The organism is Pseudoalteromonas sp. KJ63-1 (assembly GCF_055808145.1).
Genome location: NZ_CM147855.1, coordinates 1250870 through 1274530, shown reverse-complemented (window position 1 = coordinate 1274530; position 23661 = coordinate 1250870). Strand labels below are relative to the sequence as shown.

General features: G+C 41.0%; 23 protein-coding genes. 6 read left to right on the top strand and 17 right to left on the bottom strand.

Annotation, left to right across the window (positions count from 1 at the left end; all coding sequences use genetic code 11):
• Nucleotides 1–31 precede the first annotated feature (31 nt).
• The gene (locus AC0L7Q_RS05970; RefSeq protein WP_409425198.1) at nt 32–1354 is read left to right on the top strand and encodes an O-antigen ligase family protein; all 1323 of its coding nucleotides are present in this window, start codon (nt 32–34) and stop codon (nt 1352–1354) included.
• 255 nt (nt 1355–1609) lie between these two features.
• Here AC0L7Q_RS05970 and AC0L7Q_RS05965 read toward each other — a convergent pair whose 3' ends face one another.
• The 14 genes from AC0L7Q_RS05965 to yceD all read right to left on the bottom strand — a co-directional run bounded on the left by AC0L7Q_RS05965 (nt 1610) and on the right by yceD (nt 13499).
• Nucleotides 1610–3469 (bottom strand): alkaline phosphatase D family protein, encoded by a 1860-nt coding sequence (locus AC0L7Q_RS05965; protein ID WP_413401745.1) that lies wholly within the window; start codon nt 3467–3469, stop codon nt 1610–1612.
• A gap of 4 nt (nt 3470–3473) precedes the next feature.
• Nucleotides 3474–4253 (bottom strand): TatD family hydrolase, encoded by a 780-nt coding sequence (locus AC0L7Q_RS05960; RefSeq protein ID WP_054200711.1) that lies wholly within the window; start codon nt 4251–4253, stop codon nt 3474–3476.
• Nucleotides 4254–4270: 17 nt separating this feature from the next.
• On the bottom strand, nt 4271–4597 hold the full coding sequence (locus tag AC0L7Q_RS05955; RefSeq protein WP_008109887.1) for a PilZ domain-containing protein: 327 nt from the start codon (nt 4595–4597) through the stop codon (nt 4271–4273).
• A gap of 12 nt (nt 4598–4609) precedes the next feature.
• The gene (locus AC0L7Q_RS05950; RefSeq protein ID WP_413401742.1) at nt 4610–5524 is read right to left on the bottom strand and encodes a DNA polymerase III subunit; all 915 of its coding nucleotides are present in this window, start codon (nt 5522–5524) and stop codon (nt 4610–4612) included.
• A gap of 1 nt (nt 5525) precedes the next feature.
• Nucleotides 5526–6152, bottom strand: a complete 627-nt coding sequence (gene tmk, locus AC0L7Q_RS05945; RefSeq protein WP_010389641.1) for a dTMP kinase — start codon at nt 6150–6152, stop codon at nt 5526–5528.
• Nucleotides 6153–6157: 5 nt separating this feature from the next.
• Nucleotides 6158–7144: an endolytic transglycosylase MltG gene (gene mltG / locus AC0L7Q_RS05940; RefSeq protein ID WP_413401740.1), complete on the bottom strand. Its 987-nt coding sequence runs from the start codon at nt 7142–7144 to the stop codon at nt 6158–6160.
• Nucleotides 7144–7941, bottom strand: coding sequence for an aminodeoxychorismate lyase (pabC, locus tag AC0L7Q_RS05935; protein WP_413401738.1), 798 nt, complete (start codon nt 7939–7941; stop codon nt 7144–7146). The genes mltG and pabC overlap by 1 nt, the downstream gene beginning before the upstream one ends.
• 68 nt (nt 7942–8009) lie before the next feature.
• Entirely contained in the window at nt 8010–9248 is a 1239-nt protein-coding gene (gene fabF / locus AC0L7Q_RS05930) for a beta-ketoacyl-ACP synthase II (protein ID WP_138562960.1), read from the bottom strand.
• 269 nt (nt 9249–9517) lie between these two features.
• Nucleotides 9518–9754, bottom strand: a complete 237-nt coding sequence (gene acpP, locus AC0L7Q_RS05925; protein ID WP_008109873.1) for an acyl carrier protein — start codon at nt 9752–9754, stop codon at nt 9518–9520.
• Between the two features lie 250 nt (nt 9755–10004).
• On the bottom strand, nt 10005–10751 hold the full coding sequence (gene fabG, locus AC0L7Q_RS05920) for a 3-oxoacyl-ACP reductase FabG (protein WP_131690862.1): 747 nt from the start codon (nt 10749–10751) through the stop codon (nt 10005–10007).
• Nucleotides 10752–10762: 11 nt separating this feature from the next.
• A complete protein-coding gene (gene fabD, locus AC0L7Q_RS05915) occupies nt 10763–11689 on the bottom strand; it encodes an ACP S-malonyltransferase (protein ID WP_413401735.1) in 927 nt (308 codons plus the stop codon).
• A gap of 55 nt (nt 11690–11744) precedes the next feature.
• Nucleotides 11745–12782, bottom strand: coding sequence for a phosphate acyltransferase PlsX (gene plsX, locus AC0L7Q_RS05910; RefSeq protein ID WP_008467405.1), 1038 nt, complete (start codon nt 12780–12782; stop codon nt 11745–11747).
• Nucleotides 12783–12794: 12 nt separating this feature from the next.
• Nucleotides 12795–12965, bottom strand: a complete 171-nt coding sequence (rpmF, locus tag AC0L7Q_RS05905; RefSeq protein ID WP_008109865.1) for a 50S ribosomal protein L32 — start codon at nt 12963–12965, stop codon at nt 12795–12797.
• A gap of 9 nt (nt 12966–12974) precedes the next feature.
• The gene (yceD, locus tag AC0L7Q_RS05900; RefSeq protein WP_008109862.1) at nt 12975–13499 is read right to left on the bottom strand and encodes a 23S rRNA accumulation protein YceD; all 525 of its coding nucleotides are present in this window, start codon (nt 13497–13499) and stop codon (nt 12975–12977) included.
• A gap of 131 nt (nt 13500–13630) precedes the next feature.
• On the opposite strand from yceD, the gene AC0L7Q_RS05895 reads away from it, so the two are divergent.
• Nucleotides 13631–14236, top strand: a complete 606-nt coding sequence (locus tag AC0L7Q_RS05895; RefSeq protein ID WP_413401731.1) for a Maf family protein — start codon at nt 13631–13633, stop codon at nt 14234–14236.
• A 4-nt stretch (nt 14237–14240) separates the two neighbouring features.
• Here the strand turns inward: AC0L7Q_RS05895 and AC0L7Q_RS05890 are convergent, their stop codons facing one another.
• Both AC0L7Q_RS05890 and rluC read right to left on the bottom strand, forming a co-directional pair.
• Nucleotides 14241–14900 carry an HAD-IA family hydrolase gene (locus AC0L7Q_RS05890; RefSeq protein ID WP_418157341.1) on the bottom strand — a complete coding sequence of 220 codons (660 nt, stop codon included), beginning with the start codon at nt 14898–14900 and terminating at the stop codon, nt 14241–14243.
• The gene (gene rluC / locus AC0L7Q_RS05885) at nt 14897–15856 is read right to left on the bottom strand and encodes a 23S rRNA pseudouridine(955/2504/2580) synthase RluC (protein WP_010389627.1); all 960 of its coding nucleotides are present in this window, start codon (nt 15854–15856) and stop codon (nt 14897–14899) included. The genes AC0L7Q_RS05890 and rluC overlap by 4 nt, the downstream gene beginning before the upstream one ends.
• A gap of 775 nt (nt 15857–16631) precedes the next feature.
• On the opposite strand from rluC, the gene rne reads away from it, so the two are divergent.
• Nucleotides 16632–19793 carry a ribonuclease E gene (gene rne, locus AC0L7Q_RS05880; protein WP_413401727.1) on the top strand — a complete coding sequence of 1054 codons (3162 nt, stop codon included), beginning with the start codon at nt 16632–16634 and terminating at the stop codon, nt 19791–19793.
• A 399-nt stretch (nt 19794–20192) separates the two neighbouring features.
• Here the strand turns inward: rne and yejK are convergent, their stop codons facing one another.
• Complete coding sequence (gene yejK, locus AC0L7Q_RS05875) at nt 20193–21209, bottom strand: nucleoid-associated protein YejK (RefSeq protein WP_109874826.1); 1017 nt, start codon at nt 21207–21209, stop codon at nt 20193–20195.
• A 63-nt stretch (nt 21210–21272) separates the two neighbouring features.
• Between yejK and AC0L7Q_RS05870 the strand changes: the two genes are divergently transcribed.
• From AC0L7Q_RS05870 to AC0L7Q_RS05860, 3 genes are all read left to right on the top strand, one after another.
• The gene (locus tag AC0L7Q_RS05870; RefSeq protein ID WP_008109847.1) at nt 21273–21485 is read left to right on the top strand and encodes a YejL family protein; all 213 of its coding nucleotides are present in this window, start codon (nt 21273–21275) and stop codon (nt 21483–21485) included.
• Between the two features lie 5 nt (nt 21486–21490).
• Nucleotides 21491–22987, top strand: coding sequence for a DUF3413 domain-containing protein (locus tag AC0L7Q_RS05865; RefSeq protein ID WP_413401724.1), 1497 nt, complete (start codon nt 21491–21493; stop codon nt 22985–22987).
• A 145-nt stretch (nt 22988–23132) separates the two neighbouring features.
• Complete coding sequence (locus AC0L7Q_RS05860) at nt 23133–23624, top strand: DUF4124 domain-containing protein (RefSeq protein WP_138607000.1); 492 nt, start codon at nt 23133–23135, stop codon at nt 23622–23624.
• The last annotated feature ends 37 nt before the right edge of the window (nt 23625–23661 follow it).

Sequence of the window (23661 nt, the reverse complement as noted above, 5' to 3'; positions counted from 1 at the left end):
TGGCTGCGTTTTTACTTTGTTTGAGTTTATTTTGAATCGTTTTATATTTTTTTTAATTTGTTTGATCCTATTTTTATTCCCTCTTCCTTTAGGTAGTTACCGACCTTGGGCAATTTTAGCTATTGGCATTTTAACTAGCTTTACCTTTATTACTCACCTTACCCACAGTGTGTTAAATAACAACCAAGCGCTACTTCCGCCCCGCTATTCCTGGCCACTATTTCTTACTCTAGGTGTGGTTATTTTAGTTTGTGGTATACAGCTGTTTGGCGTGAGTGTTGATGCATTTCAAACCAAACAAATGTTATTAAAAACCTATTTTTTACTCATGCTCAGCTGGTTAATATTTAACTACTGCAATAGTGCCGAGCGAATTAAAAAGTTAATTTATGCTGTTATTTGTGCCGGTGTATTTCAGGCCTTGTACGCTAGTTATTTAAACTTATCTCCCGATATTGTCAGTCCTTTATTTGGTTACAAACATACAGATCGTGCAATTGGTACCTTTACCTACTCTAACTTTTTAGCTAATTACTTAGCATTATGCTTATGTTTAGGCATTGGTGTTTTAATTAGCGAGTTAAAACGCACGAATAACGGCTATAAACCTACTTTAAAGCAAACATTACGTGCTTGGGCGGAAGTATTATTGAGCTCTAAAATAATTTTACGCATTTCGTTAATTATTATTATTGTGGCGCTTATTTTAACTCGTAGCCGCATGGGTAATTCGGCCTTTTTTATAGCCTTAATTATAGTGAGCTTATTGGCGCTTTTTGTTTATAAGCAAAAGCCTAAAGCCTTTAAATTACTGATTGTGAGCTTTTTCATTATTGATTTAATCATTATTGGTGCTATTTTCGATGTAGAAAAAGTAAAACAACGTATTAGCGAAACCAGCTTGCAATCAGAAACACGAGATGAAGTTGTACGTGACTCCATTCCACTGATTTTAGATAACCCATTATTGGGCTCTGGTGGCGGTACTTTTTATACTGCGTTTCCTGCGTATCAATCTGAGCCCTACTCTGGCTACTACGACAATGCGCATAACGATTATGTACAATTTGCAGTTGAGCTAGGTATTCCTGCCACAGCGTTATTAGGACTGCTGGTGCTTTATTGTTTGTGGTTATGTATTAATACTATGCGAACGCGTAAGACGGCGCTTTATCAGGGGGTGGCGTTTGGTTGTGCTACGGCCATTGTAGCCATGATGCTACATTCGTCGGTTGATTACTCCTTGCAAGCCGGCGCAAACTCGATGTTGTTTATAGTGGTGTTATGTTTAGCTATATTAACCAATAAGTTACCGGCACCAAAGCGAATTAAAAAACGACGAAGTGAAAGTTAACGGGGTGCGGGGAGCGGGTTACGAGCCTAATACCCACATACTTTAAACATGCGCGCGGTAAACTCCCGCCTACTAATAAGGGTAACATAGCGGTTTATTGTAGGCGGGGCTTTATGCCGCGCAAAGAAATTATTAGCAAAGAGAGTTAAGAGACGCTGCGCTTTTAGATATTTAGCCCGTAACTCGTCGCCCGTCGCCCGTCGCTAACGACATTAAAAAATGACGCGACATGAAGTCGCTGCTACAAGTTCTAATTTACTTCTCTTCTAAATCAAATTCGGTGGTGTGGCCGTCGCCGTGGATTAGCTGGTACCTGCCTAAATTACCCGCTTCAAGCGTAACCAAACTAATAGCAGAATCGCTTACTAAGTACTTTTGCCCTTTGCCTTTAGTTTGATGTTTGTCTACTTCCATATGCCAACGTTTGGTAAAAAAGTTAAGTGGGCTTTTGGGGCCGTATAAAATAGAGTCGAGCTTGTCGAGTATATTTATTAGCTTGCGCGGAAACTCATTTTTAATGCCACTGGCTGTCAGTTGCCAAATTCTGTTGGGATGATCGCCAAAACGCTTTTGCACTGAAAAACAAAACGAATAGTGTACATCGCCCGATAAAATCAGCGTTTCGTTTGGGGTGTCGGTGCGCCTAAAGGTGTTGAGTAACTTTTTGGCTGAGCCTTCGTGGGCCATCCAGTTTTCTACATCAACCATCAGTGGTTGCCCACACATATTAAACACCGCTTGAATTGCCTCTATCGATTTAACCCCAAACACGGGAGCAGGCGATACAATAATTACTTGGTCATGGCTTAATAGGCTTTCTTCTAGCTCTGTGAGGCGTTCCCAATCAAGTAAGCCTGAAGGTTCGTTAAAGTTTTGCTCGTTACGCCAACGATGCGTACGGGTATCGAGCACCACCACTTTAGGAATGGTCATTAGCTCGTAATGCCAATGGTTAAAGTCGTTAAGGTGTTTATCAAACGCTTTAAATTGCCACTGCATATCACCGGCTAAACAATCGTTAAAAGGGCTAAGTAACGATCCGGTTTTTTGCAGTGCGTCGTTACCCATTCCTTGAAACAGCCAATAGCTTGCTAAGCCATTATTTACAATACGCTTGCTACTGGGGTTTTGATTAATGGCTTGCTCCCACCCTGCGGTGAGATTCCAATCGTCGGTTACATCATGGTCATCAAACATCATTAAGGTAGATACATTGGCAAACAATCGCTCTACCTCTGCTAAACCTTGTGCATAGTCGATTAATGCGGTTTTTTCTGCATTAAATAGCGCTTGATTTTTTTCGTTACCACCTGAGTAACTTAAGTTATTTAGGTCAATGTATTGCCATGCTTGGCTACTAAAGTTGAGTAAATACAGCGCTACGAACTCTTCAAAATGAATCAGGTGATTATATGCTTTAACACTGGAAAAATGCGGTTCGTCCTTTTTTAACCAATAGCCAATACCTAGTTTTGAGCGGTTTTTCCATGAGGTAGTTGGCAACAAGTAATGGCGACCATACAACTGTTCTGCAATGTCAGCGGGTAAATCTAAATCAAGTGGCTGCTCTTTATAAATACCCAAGTGCTTAATTAGCTGATGTATCGCTAATAACATGGGGCCAGCTACATCGTCAGCATAAATTTGATCGCCCGAAAGTAGTAATAACTGTGCCCCCTGCTGTTCATTACTTCGCTGAACGGCTTGCCAATGGCTTGAACTTACTAGGCTGTCTTTTGCAGGATGATGCGCATTGCGACAAGAGCCATGTAATATTTGCGTTAGTTTTTTGGGGATCACAAATTCAGGTAATGGCTGACTATTAAAGCTAAATGCTGATAAATCAACAGGGGTGTCATCAAAAAATAGTTGGTATGATAATAATGTATCGCGCGGGAACTGACTGTTTATAGGTTTAATTACCACAAACTGTAAGAATAAATGCTCCCCTAGCCTTATGGTGTCTTGTTCGCTATAGCACTCGTAGCCAATTAGCTCTACACGGCAATTTACTGGCTTTGAAGTAGCAAACTGAATACAAACTGCAGCTTTTTCTGCTCGGCGCACCATGGGCCCCATAATTAACAGCGGGTGTTGCACCGAGAGAGTCGTCATGAGGTTAGCCTTTAGCTGCTAATTTAAATAAAGAGTAAAAGTTATCAGTAGTGGCTTTTGCCAACTCGTTAAAGCTAATGCCTTTGAGTTCACTAATGTAATAAGCCACGTCTTCAACATACGCTGGCTGATTAGTTTTACCACGATATGGGACTGGTGCTAAATAAGGCGAGTCGGTTTCAATAAGCAGTCGATCGAGAGGAATTTGCTTTACTACCTCTTTAAGCTCTACCGCATTTTTAAAGGTCACAATGCCTGAAATAGAGATATAAAAGCCCATATCAATGGCTTTTTTGGCCATATCCCAATCTTCGGTGAAACAGTGAAGTACCCCACCGCAATTTTCTGCTTTGTGCTCACGCATTAAATTAATGGTATCGGCACGGGCATCACGGGTATGAATAATAAGTGGCTTTTGTAATTCATTAGCTACCTCAATATGGCCAACAAAACTTGCTTGTTGCACTGCATGGGTGTCTTTTGCGTAGTAATAATCAAGCCCAGTTTCACCTATGGCCACTACTTTGTCGTGTGAAGCTAAGTCAATTAATTGCTGTTTGTTGAGTGCGTCTTTTTGATCGAGCGGATGCACGCCACATGACGCAGACACGTCATCGTAATGCTTAATTTGCTCTAGCATATTGGGAAACTGATCAAGTGTGACGCTGACACATAAAAAGTGCTCTACTTTTTTAGCGCGGGCGTTATCAAGTACTTGGTCTAGGTTTAAATCGAGTTTATCAAAATCAAGACGGTCTAAATGGCAATGAGAATCTACAATCAAAATAAGGCCTGTTTTTACTACATGGTATAAGTTGGATTGCCGGAGTTTAACATAGTCCCCAGCAGTTTTTCGATCTTCGCGTTTAGATTGGTTTTATCATCTAAAAAGCTAATACCGATCCCTGGTGGATTTGAGCTCTGAGCGCCTTGTGGCGTGATCCACGTAACCTTTCCGGTTACCACGTCATCTTCTAGCGCGTCAGGCAAGGTAACGCGTAAGGCAAGTGAATACCCAGGTTCATAACGCATATTGGTGCGTACAAATAACCCACCTTTTTTTAAAAAAGGCATGTAACAGCGATATAGTTCGTCAAGGTCGTCTATATCTACTAATAGCTCTTGCATATCTAGTCCTTTTTATTGGTTACGTAATGTATACGCTAGTCGTGATACCGCAAGCGGTAAATTTAGCCCAAGTATTTGTATGTTATTCTGTAAAAAATCATTCAGTGCTTGCTGAGCAACTTGATAAGAGTCAAAACTCATGCCATTTAAAAGCTGTTGTTTGAGCTGCTCACTTAAAAATAAAGTAAAAATACGAACAAGCTCGGGCTGTTTATTTATTATATCGACTAACGCATTGAAATTATGGCTTTGTTTAAACTCAGTTGCAAATTTATAAAGCGTATCAATATTTTCTAGCTGATTTTGCTGTTGCCACTGCTTCACTTGCAATGGTTGGCTATAAAATAACGACAACCACGGATAGTTAGGCACATCCAAACTACTCAACCATTGTTGTGCTAATTGGTTATTGGTTACTTTAACCTCGGTTTTAGCACAGCGACTTAAAATAGTGGCAGGTAATTGCGCCACTTGGCTGGTTGTCAAAATTAAAAACCGACTATGACTTGGCTCCTCTAAGGTTTTTAATAACGCATTAGCTGCTGCGGTGGTCATTTTTTCGCAGTTTTGAATAATCGCTACTTTATTGCCATTTTGCGCAGCAGACTGATGCATAAAATCGCTTATGCCGCGAATATCATCAACACCTATGCTTTGCCCTTCCACTTGGGTAATGCGCTTGTCTGGGTGTGTACCTGCTAAGTTTAATGAACAACTTTTACATTGCCCACACGGGCTTAACACACTATTTGGGCTACTTAACTGTGCTTGCGTATTTTGGCATAACAAACTATTTGCTAGTTGTTCACTTAGCTCAAATTTGCCAACCCCAATAGGCCCGCAAAACAACTGTGCATGATGAAAACGCTGTGCTTTATAGCTTTGAGTTAAGCGTTGCTCTACCTCATTAAGCCACGGCAATGCCATATTATTTTAACCCTGAAAAAAACGTGCGTAGTACATTGGTAATATCACGGTGAACTTTATCAATACTTTGATTGGCATCAACTGTTTTTATGCTGTCGTCATCGTTTGCAAGCTCAATATAACGCATACGGGTGCGCTGAAAAAACTCAATAGCTTCTTGCTCTATTCTATCTAGTTCGCCACGGCCTTTTGCACGTTCAAGGCCAATAACAGGGTCAATATCTAAGTAAATGGTTAAATCTGGTTTTAAACCTTTTAAAACCATAGATGATAACGATGCTAATGTGTTTGCACTTATTCCTCGCCCGCCACCTTGATAGGCCTGTGACGATAAATCGTGACGATCAGCTAATACCCACTGCCCTTGCTCAAGCGCCGGGTTGATCACATTATGCATTAGTTGTGAACGCGCGGCATACATAATTAGCAGCTCAGTTTCAAAAGCTATTTCTTCTTGGTGCTCTGCTTTTACTAAAGTACGTAACGATTCAGCCAGCGGTGTACCACCGGGTTCGCGCACATTAATAAAATCAACATGATGATGGTTTAAAAAATCTTGGCACAGAGCAATGGCGGTTGATTTACCCGCGCCTTCTAGGCCTTCTATAACTATAAATTTTGGTTTCATAAATACTAATTCTTTTTATTTAAAATATACCGGTTAACAGCCGCGTTATGTTGTTTTAATGTGGTTGAAAACTGATGACTACCATCACCTTTGGCTACAAAGTAAACATACTCGCTTTTGGGCGGATTTACCGCAGCTAAAATAGCTTCTTTGGAAGGCATGGCGATCGGTGTGGGCGGTAATCCGTTAATACGATAGGTATTATACGGCGTGTAATTTCTTAGGTCTTTACGTTTGATATCGCCATCAAAGCTTTCGCCTAGCCCATATATTACGGTAGGGTCGGTTTGTAAGCGCATATTGGTATTTAAGCGATTAATAAACGCTGAAGCAATTAATGGGCGCTCACTGGCAAGCGCAGTTTCTTTTTCGATAATAGAGGCCATTATCAGAGCTTCATAGGCGGTATTGTAAGGTAAATCACTTGCTCGTTGCTGCCATGCATCTGCCAATGTTAGCTGCATTTTTTGCGCAGCACGCTTTAATAAACTACTAGCGCTGTCGTTACTATGATAATGGTAGGTATCGGGAAACAACCACCCTTCAAGGTGAGTTTGCTTGCCGGTTATTTGCTCGCCAAGCTGCTCGAGTTTTAAATCGTTTTGTAAATGCGGAGCAATTTTTACCGTGTTTAATACATCTCTAAGTGCCTGACCTTCAATAATGGTAAAGCTAAAACTAATTTGCTCACCTTGGTTTATTTTTTTTATGTTGTTTATTACGCTATCTGCGCTTAACTCATACAAACCCACTTTTAAATCGGTCAAGGTTGGGTCGAGTTTAGCTAATATTTGAAACCGCCAGCAATCTTCAAGCCACTGCTGTTGTTGCCATTGACGACATAACTTATTAAAACCGGTGCCTTTTTCAACTTTAAATTGAGTATTAGTAGCTAATTTTAATGGCGTTTCAATGGTTGCTTGTAATTGCTGGTAGCCAATCACAGAGCTAAAAAAAGCCAGTAGTAATACTGATAATATAACTTTTAACACTAAGCCTCCTTGGCTAATAACTCGTTTAGTAATGATTGACTATACGCAATATCAAAACAGTGCTCACCTATACTTTTTACGGGCACAATTTTCATTAAGCTGTTACATACAAATATGGCGTCTGCTTGGGTTAGGTCATCAACGCTGACAGTTTTAAATTCAACGGTTAATTTATCACATAAAGATTGCAGAAAAACACCTTTAATGCCGCATTCATCGAGCCTTGGGCTAAATACTTTATTATTTTTTATTGCAAAAATATTAGCCACTGAGGTTTCAATTACATTGTTGTTGTAATCAAGCACTAACGCATCATCGCTGTGCTGAGTTTGTAGGGCATTTTTGATCAGTACTTGTTCAAGCCTATTTAAAGTTTTAAGTCCAGCTAAATGAGGTTGAACGGCCAGCTTAATCGGGCTAATAGCTAAACTAATGCCTGTATCTGTTAAGCTGTTGTAATGATCTGGATAAGGTAAAACACTCACAATAATGTTTAAATTACATTCACTTGGTGGCGCATAGCCTCGCCCGCCCTCGCCTCGTGTTATCACGACTTTAAGGACCGCTTGAGAATGTGATGCTACTTGCTGAGTTATGTGCGACTCAAGAGCAGTAAACTCAAGCGCCGGAAACCCTAAACGCTGCGCACATTCAATCAAGCGTGCTTTGTGATAGGCCCAATGCTCAACCTGTCCATCAGTAATAATTGCGGTGGTAAAAAAGCCATCGCCATAATTTAAGCCTCTATCATGGGTGCTTATATTACTGGTTTCACTTGCTGTTATTATTGTTTGCATATTTTTTTACACATAAAAAAACCCAGTTAAACAACTGGGTTCTTATTGTCGTTCGTTGTTAAAAAAGATTATACCTTTTTAAACAGTAACGAGCCATTAGTACCACCAAACCCAAATGAGTTACACAAAGCGTAATCAAGTTTAGCATCACGTGCTGTATGCGGTACGTAATCTAAATCACAGCCTTCGTCTGGATTATCTAAGTTAATCGTTGGCGTCACTTTTTGCTCGGTCAACGATAAAATAGACACTATCGACTCAACAGAGCCTGCCGCTCCAAGTAAGTGACCCATCATAGATTTTGATGAACTTACCATTACATCTTTAGCTGAATCACCAAAAATGGTTTTAACCGCTGACGTTTCTGCTTTGTCGCCCGCATGAGTAGACGTACCATGTGCGTTTATGTAGCCAACTTGCTCTGCATTTACTTGCGCATCATTTAATGCGTTTTCCATAGCCAGAGCTGCACCTGCGCCATCTTCTGGTGGTGAGGTCATGTGGTACGCATCACCACTCATGCCAAAACCAACAAGCTCTGCATAAATTTTAGCGCCACGTGCTTTCGCGTGTTCGTATTCTTCAACAACCACCACACCGGCACCATCAGAAAGTACAAAACCATCACGGTCTTTATCCCACGGGCGAGACGCTGCTTGTGGATCGTCATTACGCGTTGAAAGCGCACGTGCGGCATTAAAACCACCCATTCCAATTGGTGTACAGGCTTTTTCTGCGCCACCGGCAACCATTGCATCGGCATCGCCGTAGGCAATCATACGAGCGGCATGGCCAATGTTGTGCAGGCCTGTAGTACATGCCGTTACAATTGAAATATTAGGACCACGTAAGCCGTGCATTATAGATAAATGACCCGAGATCATATTAATAATGGTAGACGGTACATAAAACGGCGATAACTTACGTGGGCCGCTGTTTAATAATTTTATGTGGTTTTCTTCAATGAGGGTTAAGCCACCAATGCCTGAACCCACCGCTACACCTATGCGTGTTGCGTTTTGTTCAGTGACTTCGAGGCCAGAATCTTGAAAAGCTTGAACACCCGCTGCAATGCCATACTGGATAAATAAATCCATTTTTTTAGCATCTTTTGGTGACATGTAAGCCGATGCATCAAAATCATTGATTAAACCAGCGAAGTGAGTACCAAATTTTGATGTATCAAAGTGGGTAATATTTTGAATACCACTTTTAGCATCTAATAAGCCTTGCCAGGTTGATTGAACATCATTGCCTAGCGGCGTCAACATTCCTAAGCCAGTTACGACGACACGACGTTTAGCCACGGTTTGCCTCCAATAAGGAATTATTATTATACCAATTAACTTAGCTCAGTTTATTTCAGCGTTAACGCTGTTGCTAGTTATGTTATTAGTATTGGGGATGATCATACCCAAGCTACCTCAAAGTGCGAGTCTCAAACCAATAACCAACGCTAAGCAATAACAATTTAATTGCTGATGATGAGTGAGGGTTTGGAATTGAATCATGTACTTTGAGGTGGTTTGGATATAAAGATTAAAGGCAGCGAATGCTGCCCTTAATTTGCGATTAATTACTCAGCGTGAGCTGTAACGTAATCGATTGCAGATTGTACTGTAGTGATCTTTTCAGCTTCTTCATCTGGGATCTCAGTGTCGAACTCTTCTTCAAGAGCCATTACTAATTCAACAGTATCAAGAGAGTCTGCACCTAGGTCATCAACGAATGAAGCTTCGTTTTTAACTTCTTCTTCTTTAACACCTAGCTGTTCGATGATAATTTTCTTTACGCGTTCTTGGATATCGCTCATTCTTCTTTCCTTTATTAAAAACGCCAATGCGTTATTTTCAGATTGCGGCGTAGTTTACGTCCGATAATTCTCTGATTCAATCTTTTGACCATAAATAATTTGCTGGTCAAACCTCTTGAGTGTTTATTTTATCTTTTATCGCTTATTTTCACAGCGATTTCAAGTATGTTTAAAGCAAGTTTGCGAAAAATTCAATATTTTTTAGTAAACCCGCATGCAATTTATAGTTTATTTAATTCGCATTGCGAACTTAAACCATATACATCGCACCATTTACATGCAAAGTTTCACCTGATACGTACGCAGCGGCGTCAGATGCTAAATAACATACTGCAGCTGCAATCTCATCTGGCTGACCTAAACGACCCGCAGGTACGTTTGCAAGCGTTGCTGCTTTTTGCTCATCTGTCAAATCATCGGTCATGTCTGTTTGAATAAAACCAGGTGCAACCACATTTACAGTAATTCCACGAGAGGCTACCTCACGCGCTAGTGACTTAGAAAAGCCGATAACACCCGCCTTAGCGGCCGCATAGTTAGCTTGACCCGCATTACCCATAGTACCCACTACAGAGCCAATATTGATGATACGGCCGTTCTTTTTCTTCATCATAGGGCGAAGTACAGCCTTAGATAAACGGAAGATAGAGCTTAAGTTGGTATCGATAATATCGTCCCACTCATTTTCTTTCATGCGCATTAATAAATTATCGCGCGTAATACCGGCATTATTCACTAATACATCAATATCACCTAAATCGGCTTTAATTGCCGCTAATGTCGCCTCAATTGATGCAGGATCCGTTACGTTTAACGCATAACCCTTACCGTTATCACCTAAATACTCACTAATATTAGCCGCACCCGACTCGCTTGTTGCCGTGCCCGCTACTTTTGCACCTTGTGCTACTAATGTGTTTGCAATAGCTTTACCAATACCACGGCTAGCGCCAGTGATCAGGACAACTTTGCCCTCTAAAGAAAATAAATTACTCATATTATATACTCTTATTTAGCTGAATCGATTGATGCAAGGTCGTTAACTGAGCCACACACCATCGCTTTATCAATGCGTTTTGCAAGTCCAGTTAGTACTTTACCAGGACCAAATTCATAACTTTGTGTTACACCTTGTGCAACCAATGCTTGTACCGTTTCAGTCCAACGTACTGGGCTATATAACTGGCGTACTAATGCCTCTTTAATTGCATCAGCTGAACCTTCTGCTTTTACATCAACATTATTGATTACATCACACTTAGGTGTATTAAATGTTAAAGCGGCTAAATCGGCGGCTAATTTCTCAGCAGCTGGTTTCATTAGTTCACAATGCGACGGTACGCTTACCGATAATGGCAGTGCACGTTTTGCTCCCGCTTCTTTACAAGCAACAGAGGCTCTATCAACTGCATCTTTGTGACCGGCAATAACAACCTGACCAGGCGAGTTATAGTTTACTGGAGAAACCACCTCACCTTGTGCCGCTGCTGCACAAGCCGCTTTAATTTCATCGTCGCCTAAACCAATGATTGCGGCCATAGAACCTACACCAGCAGGTACGGCCTCTTGCATGTATAAACCGCGGTTTTCAACCAATTTTACGGCTTCGCTTAAACTGATCACATCGCTACATACTAAAGCTGAGTACTCACCCAGGCTGTGACCTGCCATAACGACGTCAGCATCTGGATTTGCAGCTAACCAATGACGATAAATAGCAACGCTTGCGGTTAATAGTGCAGGCTGTGTACGGTGTGTTTGATTTAGTTTTTCTTCTGGACCGTTAAGTACAAGGTCTGCTAGGTCGTAACCAAGTGCGGTTGAAGCTTCTGCAAATGTAGCTTTTACTATGTCAGAACTCACTAGTAGCTCTTGTAACATACCCACAGTTTGCGAGCCTTGACCTGGAAAAAGAAGTGCAATTTTTTGTGCCATAATTTGCTCTTATAATTAAACAAAATAAATAATGTGTAACACGGCACGTTAACTGTTATTCAACCGCCGTGTCTTTAGAATGTGTTTTTTCGAAAATAGCAGCTATTTTATCTGGAAGCTGACGTTCTACTTCTTTCACTGCTTCGTCGATTGCAGCATGAAATGCTTTAGCTGAGGCATTTCCATGGCTTTTAACAACAATACCGCGCAATCCTACCAGAGAAGCGCCGTTATACTGGTCGGGGTTCACTCTTTTATAGAGTTTTTTTATGATTGGCGCCAACATAAACGCCATACACTTGTAAACGACGTGCTTTTCGAGGGCACGGGTAAACTTTTTCATGATAAGTTTAGCAATGCCTTCACAGGTTTTAAGTGCAACATTACCAACAAAGCCTTCACAGACAATAACATCGGCTTTGCCAGAAAAAATATCGCTGCCTTCACTGTAACCAATATAATTAATCAGCTCGCTTTGTTGCATTAATTGTGCGGCTTGCTTAATTTCTTCATGGCCTTTTATATCTTCAGCACCAATATTTAATAAACTCACTTTAGGGTTATCGCAGCCAAGTGCTTGGCCTGCAACCACAGAGCCCATAATGCCAAACTGATACAGCATTTGCGCATCACAATGCACATTAGCGCCTAAGTCGAGTAAGTAAACGGGATTTTTACGTTCAGTAGGTACAGCAGAGATAAGAGCGGGACGTTTCACCCCAGGAAGCATTTTTAATACGTAATGCGCCATAAAAAATAGCGCCCCTGTATTACCAGAACTAACACAGGCTTGCGCTTCACCCGATTTAACTAAATCAAGGGCAACTCGCATGGAAGAATCTTTTTTTGAGCGTACAGCAACAGCGGGTTCGCAGGCATTGGTAACAACATCATTACAATGGCGAATAATTAATCTGGGATGAGAAAGTGAATCGAGTGATTCTAGTTGTTTAGCTATTACTTGCTCGTTGCCACATAAAATGAGTTTTAAGTTGGCATTAGCATTTACCGCACGAACGGCTGCGGGGATAGATGAACGGGGGCCATAATCGCCCCCCATCATATCTAACGCTATGGTTAGATTAGTCAGCATATAAGCAATCTCTTAGTTAGAAATTACTTGAACGCCTTTGTAGTAACCATCTGCAGTCACATGGTGACGACGATGAGTCTCACCAGATGTTTGGTCTACAGTTAAAGTTGGACCACTGATCGCATCGTGTGAACGGCGCATGCCGCGTCTTGCACGAGACTTTTTGCTTTTTTGTACAGCCATAGTCTTCTCCTAAGAATCTTTCTTAAGTTGTTTCAAAATATCAAATGGATTTGGTTTATCATCTTCCGCCTTTAAAACACCAAAGCTGGCAGGCTCTGCTGTATAACTGCATGAAGCTTCGTTGTGGGTAGGCACTAATGGCACTGCTAAAATAAGTTCGTCTTCGATTAACTCAAATACGTCTATTTCACCATTTTCATCAAGTGCTACTTCGTCGTAGCTTTCTGGAAGATCATCTGACTCTGCATCCAAACCGACTGGCGAATACACAAAGTCTTGATCCAAATCCAACCCTAAATCACCATTACAACGTTGACAAGTGACAGTTACGTGTGTGGACAAATTGCCACTAATCACAACTAAACCTTGCTCATCGTTTTTGCAATGAATTTTTACCGCTATTTCACCTACTTCTTCCTGGATAACCCCTCGTAAACGAGGAAGTTTCTCAAGCGGTACAACGCCGTCATACTTTAAACGATGCTGAGCTGCTTTGCCCGGATGAAGGGTGATGGGAATTTTCACCTTTTGCATAGGGGCTGCATCATATAGATAGTTAGTAAGTTAGTCAAAGTAAAAAACCAATTTTACGTTGTTTTTCACGTGTTTTACTCACGGATCTGATTTATCCTAACTCAATCTGATTTACGTTAGGAAAACATGCCATGAAGCACTCCCTTATATTAGCCTCAAGCTCGCCATTTAGGCAGTCTTTATTACAAAAATTTAATCTGCCGTTTGAAACGTTTTCGCCAGATGTTGACGAAACGCCACATAAAAACGAAACACCAACCATGCTTGTTAAGCGCCTCAGCGAATTAAAAGCCGCTGCAGCCGTCGATCATTTTGACCAAGGCCTCGCGATTGGCTCCGACCAAGTTGCTGTATTTGATGGTCAAATATTAGGTAAGCCGCACAATAAAGAAAACGCAATAAAGCAATTGAGCTTATTTAGCGGGCAAACAGTCACTTTTTTAACGGGCTTGTGTGTGTACGATATTCATACTAAACAAAGCAAAACTATTGTTGAGCCATTCAATGTGACCTTTAAAACCTTAACAAAGGCGCAAATAGGTGCTTATTGCGATGCAGAGCAACCTTATAACTGTGCAGGAAGTTTTAAAAGTGAAGGTTTGGGTATTTGTTTATTTGAAAGACTCAGTGGTGATGATCCAAACAGCTTAATTGGTTTACCACTCATCAAACTCAGCCAATTATTGGCTGAGTTTGATATTGATGTATTAGCAGCGCAAGTGCCTAGCGCAAATTAACTGATTAACCGAGTAATATATCTTGCAACTGCTGATAGTTGTCAGCGGTTGCAATCGGGGTTAATTCGTTTAATTGCGCAGCGTTGTGCACGCCCATGGTTACCCCTATTCTATCCACACCTGCGGCTTTTGCCATTGCCATATCTATTTGGGTGTCGCCTATCATTAGCGCTTCATCAACACTTATCCCTAGCTCTTCAAGCAATTGATAAAGCATATCGGGAGCAGGCTTTGATTTAGCGTCGTCGCTGGTACGCGTAGCACTAAAAAAGTGACGCAGTTGGCTTTTATCCAGTAAACGTTCCAGTCCTACTCGGCTTTTACCTGTGGCAACTGCCAATATTACGCCTTGGCTTTTTAACGCAGTAAGTACCTGTGCAACGTGATCAAACACCGGTGTTGGGGTGGTATCAAGTGCATATTGCTGTTTATACCCTGCAATAAGCGCTTCGTGATGTTCACTGTGATCAGGAAACAAAGTTGCGATTGCGTTTTCAAGCGATAAACCAATAATATTTTTACTGGCGGTATCGCTTGGCGGCTCAATATTAAGTGATTGGGCACTTTTGCGAATGCAATTAACGATTTTGCTAATTGAATCCATAATGGTGCCGTCCCAATCAAAAATTACTAGCTTATATTTTTTAATCGGCGTTAAATTCACGCTTTTGCTGCTCTAAGTTTAACTAAACAGCTTGATAGTGCTTTATCAAGCGGTGCTTCTACTCGCATGGTGGTTTCGTTTTTTGGATGGTAGAAGCTTAAATCATGGGCGTGTAAAAATAAGCGGTTTAAACCACGTTTACGCATTGACTCGTCAAACCCTTGGTCGCCGTATTTGTCATCACAGGCAATGGCATGGCCTTGGCACTGAGTGTGCACACGAATTTGGTGAGTACGACCGGTTACAGGGGATGCTTGTACTAATGAACAATCGTTAAAACGCTCAAGCACTTTAAAACGGGTATGCGACGGTTTACCTTCCGTGTTATCAACACGTACTACGCGCTCACCCGATTTAAGGGTATTTTTACGCAAACCTTCCGTTACATTTTTCGTTTTCGAGTCCCATTGGCCTTCTACCAATGCCCAGTAATTTTTTTCCATGGTTTTTTCGCGTAATTGCTCATGCAAAGCGGTCAGCACTGAGCGACGCTTAGCAATAAGTAAACAACCTGAAGTATCGCGGTCTAACCGATGCACAAGCTCAAGGCTGCGCTCTTCTGGGCGTAAAACACGTAATGCTTCAATAAGCCCGTAGCTTAAGCCACTACCGCCATGCACCGCCATGCCTGAGGGCTTATTAATAACAATCAGGTATTTATCTTCAAATAATATATCGTCTTCGAGACGTGTTACTTTATCGAGTTTTGACGGTACAAACTCTTCACGCTCTGACACTCTAATTGGCGGTATACGAATAACGTCGTCTAGCTGCAATTTATAAACAGGCTTAATGCGTTTTTTATTTACACGCACCTCACCTTTACGAAGAATTTTGTAAACTGCGCTTTTAGGCACCCCTTTTAAATGGGTAATAAGAAAGTTATCAATACGCTGACCTAAGTGGTCTTCGTTGATAGTGACAAAAGTTACTTGTAAGCCGGTTTTTTCTGACATTGCCTAATCACTGATTTAAGTAAAATAATTTAGTTGCTAACACGGTTATAATAGTGGGATAATCAGCAGCGCAAATATTTAGTATTTGCAAATAACAACGGTGCTTTTTAACACAATAAAACATTCGTGATGCACATTCTGGGTAACCGATCATACAGATCCGAGTTAAGTTTTCCAAAGCTTTTATACATACCCAGTTAACACGTGCGCACAACTAACGGCAATGCGCGTAATATATTGCTGGTTAAGTTTGAACATGAATTGATTTTTAACGTGATAGTAAAAGCAATGAACAGATAATTTGTCTGATAGTGACGGCGTAAAAACACGCCGTTCAGAATTCGCTCAAATATTGTAGTAGTACCGTACAGCAGCTTATTTAGAACTAAAAAAATCTAATAAATAAGCGTTCATTAATATCGGTAGCGATTTTTGCTCATAAAATAGATAACGGTAGTTTTAAAATCGAAACTATGGTTTGAACCTAAAGAGCCCTACGCACCTAATATGAATGCATTTAACAAGATTGATATGACAGGCCAACTTCTGGATAAAATGTGCATTGAGCTAAATAGCCGACACATTTGAATCCTTTTAGAATTTAATAGTGTGATAACACCCTATTGTTTGCCGGCATTTAAAATACTGCGTACCAAAATACAGAGCCGTTCCGTTAAAGACCCAGTCGTGAGGCTGCACATTCTAAAAATAGGAACACCTGAACAGGCGAGAAAAACATCGTCATGTCAGCGACATAAACTAGTAGAGTAACATTATGAAACGTATGCTAATCAATGCAACGCAGCAAGAAGAAATGCGCGTAGCACTGGTTGACGGCCAGCGCCTATATGATTTAGACATAGAAAGCCCAGGTCACGAACAGAAAAAAGCCAATATTTATAAAGGCAAAATCACACGCATTGAACCATCTTTAGAAGCAGCATTTGTTGACTACGGTGCTGATCGTCATGGTTTCCTTCCATTAAAAGAAATTGCTCGTACTTACTTCCCACAAGGTTACACCTTCCATGGCCGTCCGAATATTCGCGACGTGATCAAAGAAGGTCAAGAAGTAATAGTACAAGTTGATAAAGAAGAGCGCGGCCAAAAAGGTGCAGCATTAACTACTTTTATCAGCGTTGCTGGCAGCTACTTAGTGCTTATGCCAAACAACCCTCGCGCTGGCGGTATTTCTCGCCGAATCGAAGGTGATGAGCGTACTGAACTTAAAGAGTCGCTAAGCCGTTTAGAACTACCTAAAGGTATGGGCTTAATTGTACGTACTGCGGGTGTTGGTAAATCGTTTGAAGAACTAAATTACGATTTAAAAGCATTATTAGTCCACTGGGAAGCCATTCAACAAGCGGCAGACAGTGCTAAAGCGCCATTCTTAATTCACCAAGAAAGTAACGTTATTTTCCGCGCTATTCGCGATTATTTACGTCGTGACATTGGTGAAATTTTAATTGATAAGCCACGTGTTTTTGAAGAAGCTAAAGCGCACATAGAGCGTTTTCGTCCTGACTTTATGAGCCGCGTTAAGCTTTATCAAGGTGACACACCATTATTTACGCATTACCAAATTGAAAGCCAAATTGAGTCTGCGTTCCAACGTGAAGTGCGTTTACCATCAGGCGGTTCAATTGTTATTGACCCTACTGAAGCACTTACATCTATCGATATCAACTCGTCTAAAGCAACAAAAGGCGGTGATATTGAAGAAACAGCACTTAACACCAACCTAGAAGCAGCGGATGAAATTGCACGTCAACTTCGTTTACGTGACTTAGGTGGTTTAATTGTTATCGACTTTATTGATATGACGCCTCCACGTCATCAACGTGAAGTAGAAAACCGTTTAAAAGATGCTGCTCGCCCAGATCGTGCCCGTGTACAAATTGGCAAAATTTCGCGCTTTGGTTTACTTGAAATGTCGCGTCAGCGCTTACGCCCTTCACTAGGTGAAGCAAGCCAAGGTGTTTGTCCACGTTGTAGTGGTCAAGGTACTATTCGTTCAAACGAGTCAATTGCACTATCAATTTTACGCTTGATTGAAGAAGAAGCAATTAAAGACAACACTGCACAAGTAAACGCACAAGTGCCTGTTGCCGTTGCCGCTTATTTATTAAATGAGCAACGTCGTAGCGTTCACCGCATTGAAAAGCATCACAAATGTGACGTAGTGATTATTCCTAATCAACACATGGAAACACCACACTACGAAGTAATGCGCTTACGTAAAGATGAAACGCTTGAAACTGTAAGCTACGAGCAAGTTGTTGCGCCTGAGCCTGAAGCATTTGAAATGTCTAAATCGCCAGCAGCACCTGTACGTGAAGAGCCGAAGCTTAAAGGTGTCGTTATGCCTTCTAGCCCTGCTCCACAAGCAGCAGCAAAAGCTGCGCCAGTAGTAGAAGCAAAAGCTGAAATTGGCCTATTTACTGCACTTGGCAAATGGATTAAGTCGTTATTTGCAAGTGAAAATGAGCAAACAACACAAGAGTCTTCTGAAAAGAAATCTCAAGAGCGTACCAATAACAACCGTGGCAATGATAATCGTCGTCGTAACAACCAACGTCGTCGCAATAATAACCCACGTAATAAACCACGCAACGAACGTAATACAGAGTCTGAAACTAAAAATGAGTCAGCACCTGCAGGTGATACGCAAGAAAAGAATGAAAACCGCAATAAGCGCCGTCGTAATTCAAATACGCGTAAACGTCCTGAGCATAAAACAGAAGATAAAACGCAAGTAAAAGCAGAGGCAACTCAAAAAGCGGATACTGCGCCTAAATCTGATAAGAATGCTGAGCCAAAAGAGCAAAAGCCTAAGGTACGTCGTCAACGTCGTAATTTACGTAAAAAAGTTCGCGTACAAGACGAAAGTGCTGAGCAAGTTCAAACAACAGAACAACCTGTTGATCAACCTGTGGTTAAAGAAGAAAAGCCACAAGTGAAAGAGCAAGCACCTGTTGTTGAAAAGCAAACGCCTGTATCAGATGAAAAAGCACCTACACCTGCTAAAGAACAAGCAGAAGCTGTTGTTGATTCAAATGATAACGCAGTAACACAAGACGAAGAACAAGAGCAAACACGCACTCGTTCGCGTCGTTCACCACGTCATCTTCGTGCATCAGGTCAGCGTCGTCGTCGCCCTGAAGGTGAAAACGCTCAAGAAAAGTCTTCTGATGAAGCGCCTGCGTTTGTACCCGTTGCTGATCAAGCTGCAGCTGAATATGAAGCAGAGCTAAAAGCAAAAGCACATAAAACAGCTGTTGATGCCTCTGATGCAGTTGAGCAAAACATTGTTGAAGAAGAATTAGCGAAAACTGAAGAGCCAGTAAAAGCTGAAGAACCAGTAAAAGCTGAAGAACCAGTGAAAGCTGAAGAACCAGTGCAAACTGAAGAGCCAGTTAAAACTGAAGAACCAGTGAAAGCTGAAGAGCCAGTGCAAACTGAAGAGCCAGTGCAAACTGAAGAACCAGTAAAAGCTGAGGAGCCAGTGAAAGCTGAAGAACCAGTTAAAACTGAAGAACCAGTGAAAGCTGAAGAGCCAGTTAAAACTGAAGAACCAGTTAAAGCTGAAGAGCCAGTTAAAACTGAAGAAGTTGCTGTTGAAGCTGAAACCGCACCGGTTAGTGCTACTGAAACACCTGTAGAAGCTAAAGAAGCGCCTGTAGTTGAAAGTCAGCCTGAGACAGTGTCGCAAGCGAGCTCAGCTAATGTAAACGCTAAAACAGTGATTACAGCAGGACATGCAAGTGCGCCAATGGCACAGCCAACACCTGTAGCTGATAGCGAAATCAAGCATACATCAGTTGCAATGGCACATGACAAACGTGAGTTAATCCCTGACAGTGGCCTTCGCCCTGGCTCGGTAAAACCTGCTGGTCGTGCAAGCTCAGCAATGACTAAAACACTTAATGCTGAATAAGCACTAAGTTTAGCTCAAAGCTAAAAAACCGCGTTAATTGATTTTAACGCGGTTTTTTATTGCCTGGTATTTATGTAACTGGCAAACGGGGTCGACGAGCTGCGGGGATCGGGCTTCGAGCCTAATACCGAACCCCGTAGCTCGAAACCTGTCGTGAGCATGCTCTAAGTTTACAGCTATTCCTGACACCTAAAACATGCGCGAGGTAAACTCCCGCCTACGGATAAGGTTTACATTGAGGTTCATTGTAGGCGGGGCTTTATGTTGCGCAAAGAAATTATGCACAAAGAGGGCTAAGAGACGCTGTGCTTTTAGAGGGTAAAATTACAATCGAAAGTTAACTGGCTATGGGGTTAGGGTTACGGGCTTGAATCCCGAAACCCGTAGCCCGCTGTGAGTTTAATCCTGCTCTTGCTCCATAAAGCGCTGTAACTGATCTTTTAGGTTTGGTGGTATGCCTTTTATGACCAGTGTATCTGTTGCTTCGTTGTATGTTACACGTTCACCTAAATGTTTGCGCTCAAAGCTAATACTCACACCGCCACCTAAGCCTGAAAACTTAACCATACTTGTTACTGTTTTCTTATCGACTGGAAATGACTCTTCTAGGTCATAGCTTTGCTCTTTACAAAAGCTCTCAAACGGGTTGTCGTCGCCTTTGGTCAGCGTTGCTGAAAGCTCACTTACATTGGCTTCTTCGCCAGTAGTGACACAGTCGTTACAATAATCAAATACTTGCTTACGTAAATCGTCTTTTTCAGACTTATCAAATTCTTGCTCTGATAAGTAGTCTTCTACCGCGCTTAACATTACTTGGCTTTGTTGCTTAGGATCAATGCCCTCTTCACAACCTAAGAAATCTAAAAAGAAGTCAGCCACTTTTCGCCCTGCACGACCTTTAATAAACGAAATATAACGATTGTCGTCTGCTTGGGTATCCCATGCTGTTAAATCGATGCGAGCAGCCAATTGCATACGCGAAATATCTAAATGGCGCGATGCGGCTAAATCAAGCTCTGAAGTCATGGAGTAGTGCTCTTTAATGTTGATCATGGCAATCAACATATAATCAGTAGCCACGTACTGATAATGACAAAATACTAAGTAGCCAGTTTCATTAAAGGCGTATTTATCTAACTCTTCTTTTAATACCGTTGATGCCTGCTCGGTCATATGCCAAAAGCCAAGCTCATTATTACGATAGCTTTGCATAGTAGAGGCAACAATACTGTTTTTTTCACCACTAAAAGCACAAAAACCTTTGCCCGGCTTGCCGTTGTAGGCGTGGTGTAATTGCTCAATGAATACAGCAACTTTGTCGTTGATCATCATTTCGTCGTTGCGAAGGTGAATTTGGGTGTCGTCATCTTTTTTGTCTACATAGTGCACGACTAATTTTTTAACATCTATTGCCATCTTTGTTTTTCACGCCTCTGGTGTTAAAATACGGGAATATAACTATTTTTATTGAACCAACTGATGCCAATCTTATCAAAATACTCTAATGAAGAAGTAGAACAAATCGTCGATCAGCTTATTGATGTTTTATCAAAACACAATGCGCCGGTTGATTTAAGTCTTATGTGTTTAGGAAATTCTATCACGCATATCTTAAAAGAGCATGTACCAACAGGGAAAAGACAAGCTGTTACTGAGAACTTTGCAAAAGCACTCGCTCAGTCGGTTAAATAAACTCTATGAATTTATCGCAGCATAACCAGTTTTCATCGAAAGCAAGTCAATTATTAAGTTGGGGCCATTGGTTTACATTTGCCAATATTGGTTTGGCGCTTTTAATTAGCTTAAGCTATTTATTTGCCGACTCGCCACCCACCACTTTTATAGGTATCGCTTATATGGTGGTTACGTGGCTAAGCCACACCAGCTTTATTGCCTTTTTAGCGTTTGTGCTGACGGTCTTTCCTTTAAGTTTAGTGTTCCCCTATCCGCAGCATATTCGCGGCATGGCGGCAGTTATAGCAACAATAGGTGCTTCAATACTGACTTTAGACGCTTATGTGTATTTTAACTTAGGCTATCACTTAAATGCCTCAGCACTGCCAGAAATTATTTCGTTATTGTGGCACCGCTTAACAAATTCACCGGCGCTCACTACCTTGCTAGCAGGAAGTATTGTATTACTTATTTTAGGCTTTCAGCTTACAGTTAGTAACTTTACCTGGCACCATCTAGCACGCTTAAAGCAATTTAAATTTGCGCGTTATGCCGGTTCTTTTTTAGTGATTTGTTTTGCATTAAGCCACAGTATTCATATTTGGGCTGATGCAAATTTAAAGTTTGATATCACCAAGCAAGACAACGTACTGCCACTTTCGTACCCTACTACAGCCAAAAGTTTACTCGCTAAAAACGACTTATTGGATGTTGAAAGCTACGAACAAGCACATAATGTTAAAATTAATAACCAAGGTATTAATTACCAAGTACCTACCCCATTAGCAAAATGTGAAGATCACAATGCGGCTAAAGTTGATATTTTAGTTTTTGATAATGACGAGCAGTTAACAAAATTTGTTGCTAGCAAAAAAGGCATTTATAAAAACCAACAATTTTTACAACCCACCGATCAGAGCGACATGCTATTTGGTTTGGTGTATGGCCTGCCTGCATTTTATAAAACCGACATTATTGAGCAACAAACCTTACCCGTTTGGCAAAGCCAACGTCGAAGTGTAAAAGTATTTGGTATTGATGAGCTGAGCTTTATTAACGAGCAAGCACATAAAGACAGTGCAATCAGGGTGATTAAAGCGACTGAAAATGCAACGGTTCGTGATGATGCTACTGAGTTTTTTGCATTTAGTGTGTCTCAAAACAGCAATGAAATAGTGACCACGTCAACGCTATATAGCTCAGATAAGTTTATTTCTAAAGTGAATGGCTTAATTCAGCCTAGTGATATTATTGCTACTAGCCTTGGCCAATACTTAAACTGTAATGCGCTTGCTAAGCAAACTATGCTAGGCGAAAACTTATACAGCAAAAGCAATAATATTGGCGTTAATTACTCACAAGGTGTCGTAATTGCTTATAAAAAAGATAGAATTACGCTGATTGATCGTGATGGAAACTTTAGAAACATTTCCGCGGCTGAAGGGTTTTCTATTGAGCAAGGACTTGATATTCCGTTTTTAGTACACAGTATTAAAAAGCTTAAAACGTTTTCTCAATAGCACCTCATAATATGAGCGAGCCATTAAAACTGACTCGCTTGGTTTCTGTTATTGCTCCTTTGCACTTGCTATCCCCCTCAGCTAAGTTATAGTTTTTAGGATTAAAACATTTTAACTCGATCAGAATGCGCAAAGGATAATCATTATGTTCAACGTTATTAATCTGATCATTACTGCCTGCCTTTTATGCTTTAGCTCTCTTGCACTAGCCCAAACTACCTATTACAAATGCGTAACCCCAAAAGGAACTACCTTTTCACAATTGCCCTGTAGTAACAATGCAACCATGCATAAAATAACTGCCACGGAGCCAAAACAAACAGGTGAAGAAATAAACTACACTAAGCAGTTAAACGAGCTTGAGCGCGACACCATAATTACTAACTTAGAGGCGGAGCTGCGCAGTAACCAGCATAAACTCGCTATACTTTCACGAGAAAAAGACAGAGCTGATTTTAAACAACAACAACGCTTGAATCATATATTAAGTGCCGATGATAAAAAACGAATTAGAAAAGATATTAAAAAAACGCAAAAAAGTTTAGATAAGCAATATAAAAAAGATAAAAAATTAATTGAAAAACGAATTAAGAAATTACAAAAAAAGATTGATGCCTACCAAACAGACTCCAACTAACTTAAATAAATATCATCTTAATTTGCTTGGTTTTAAA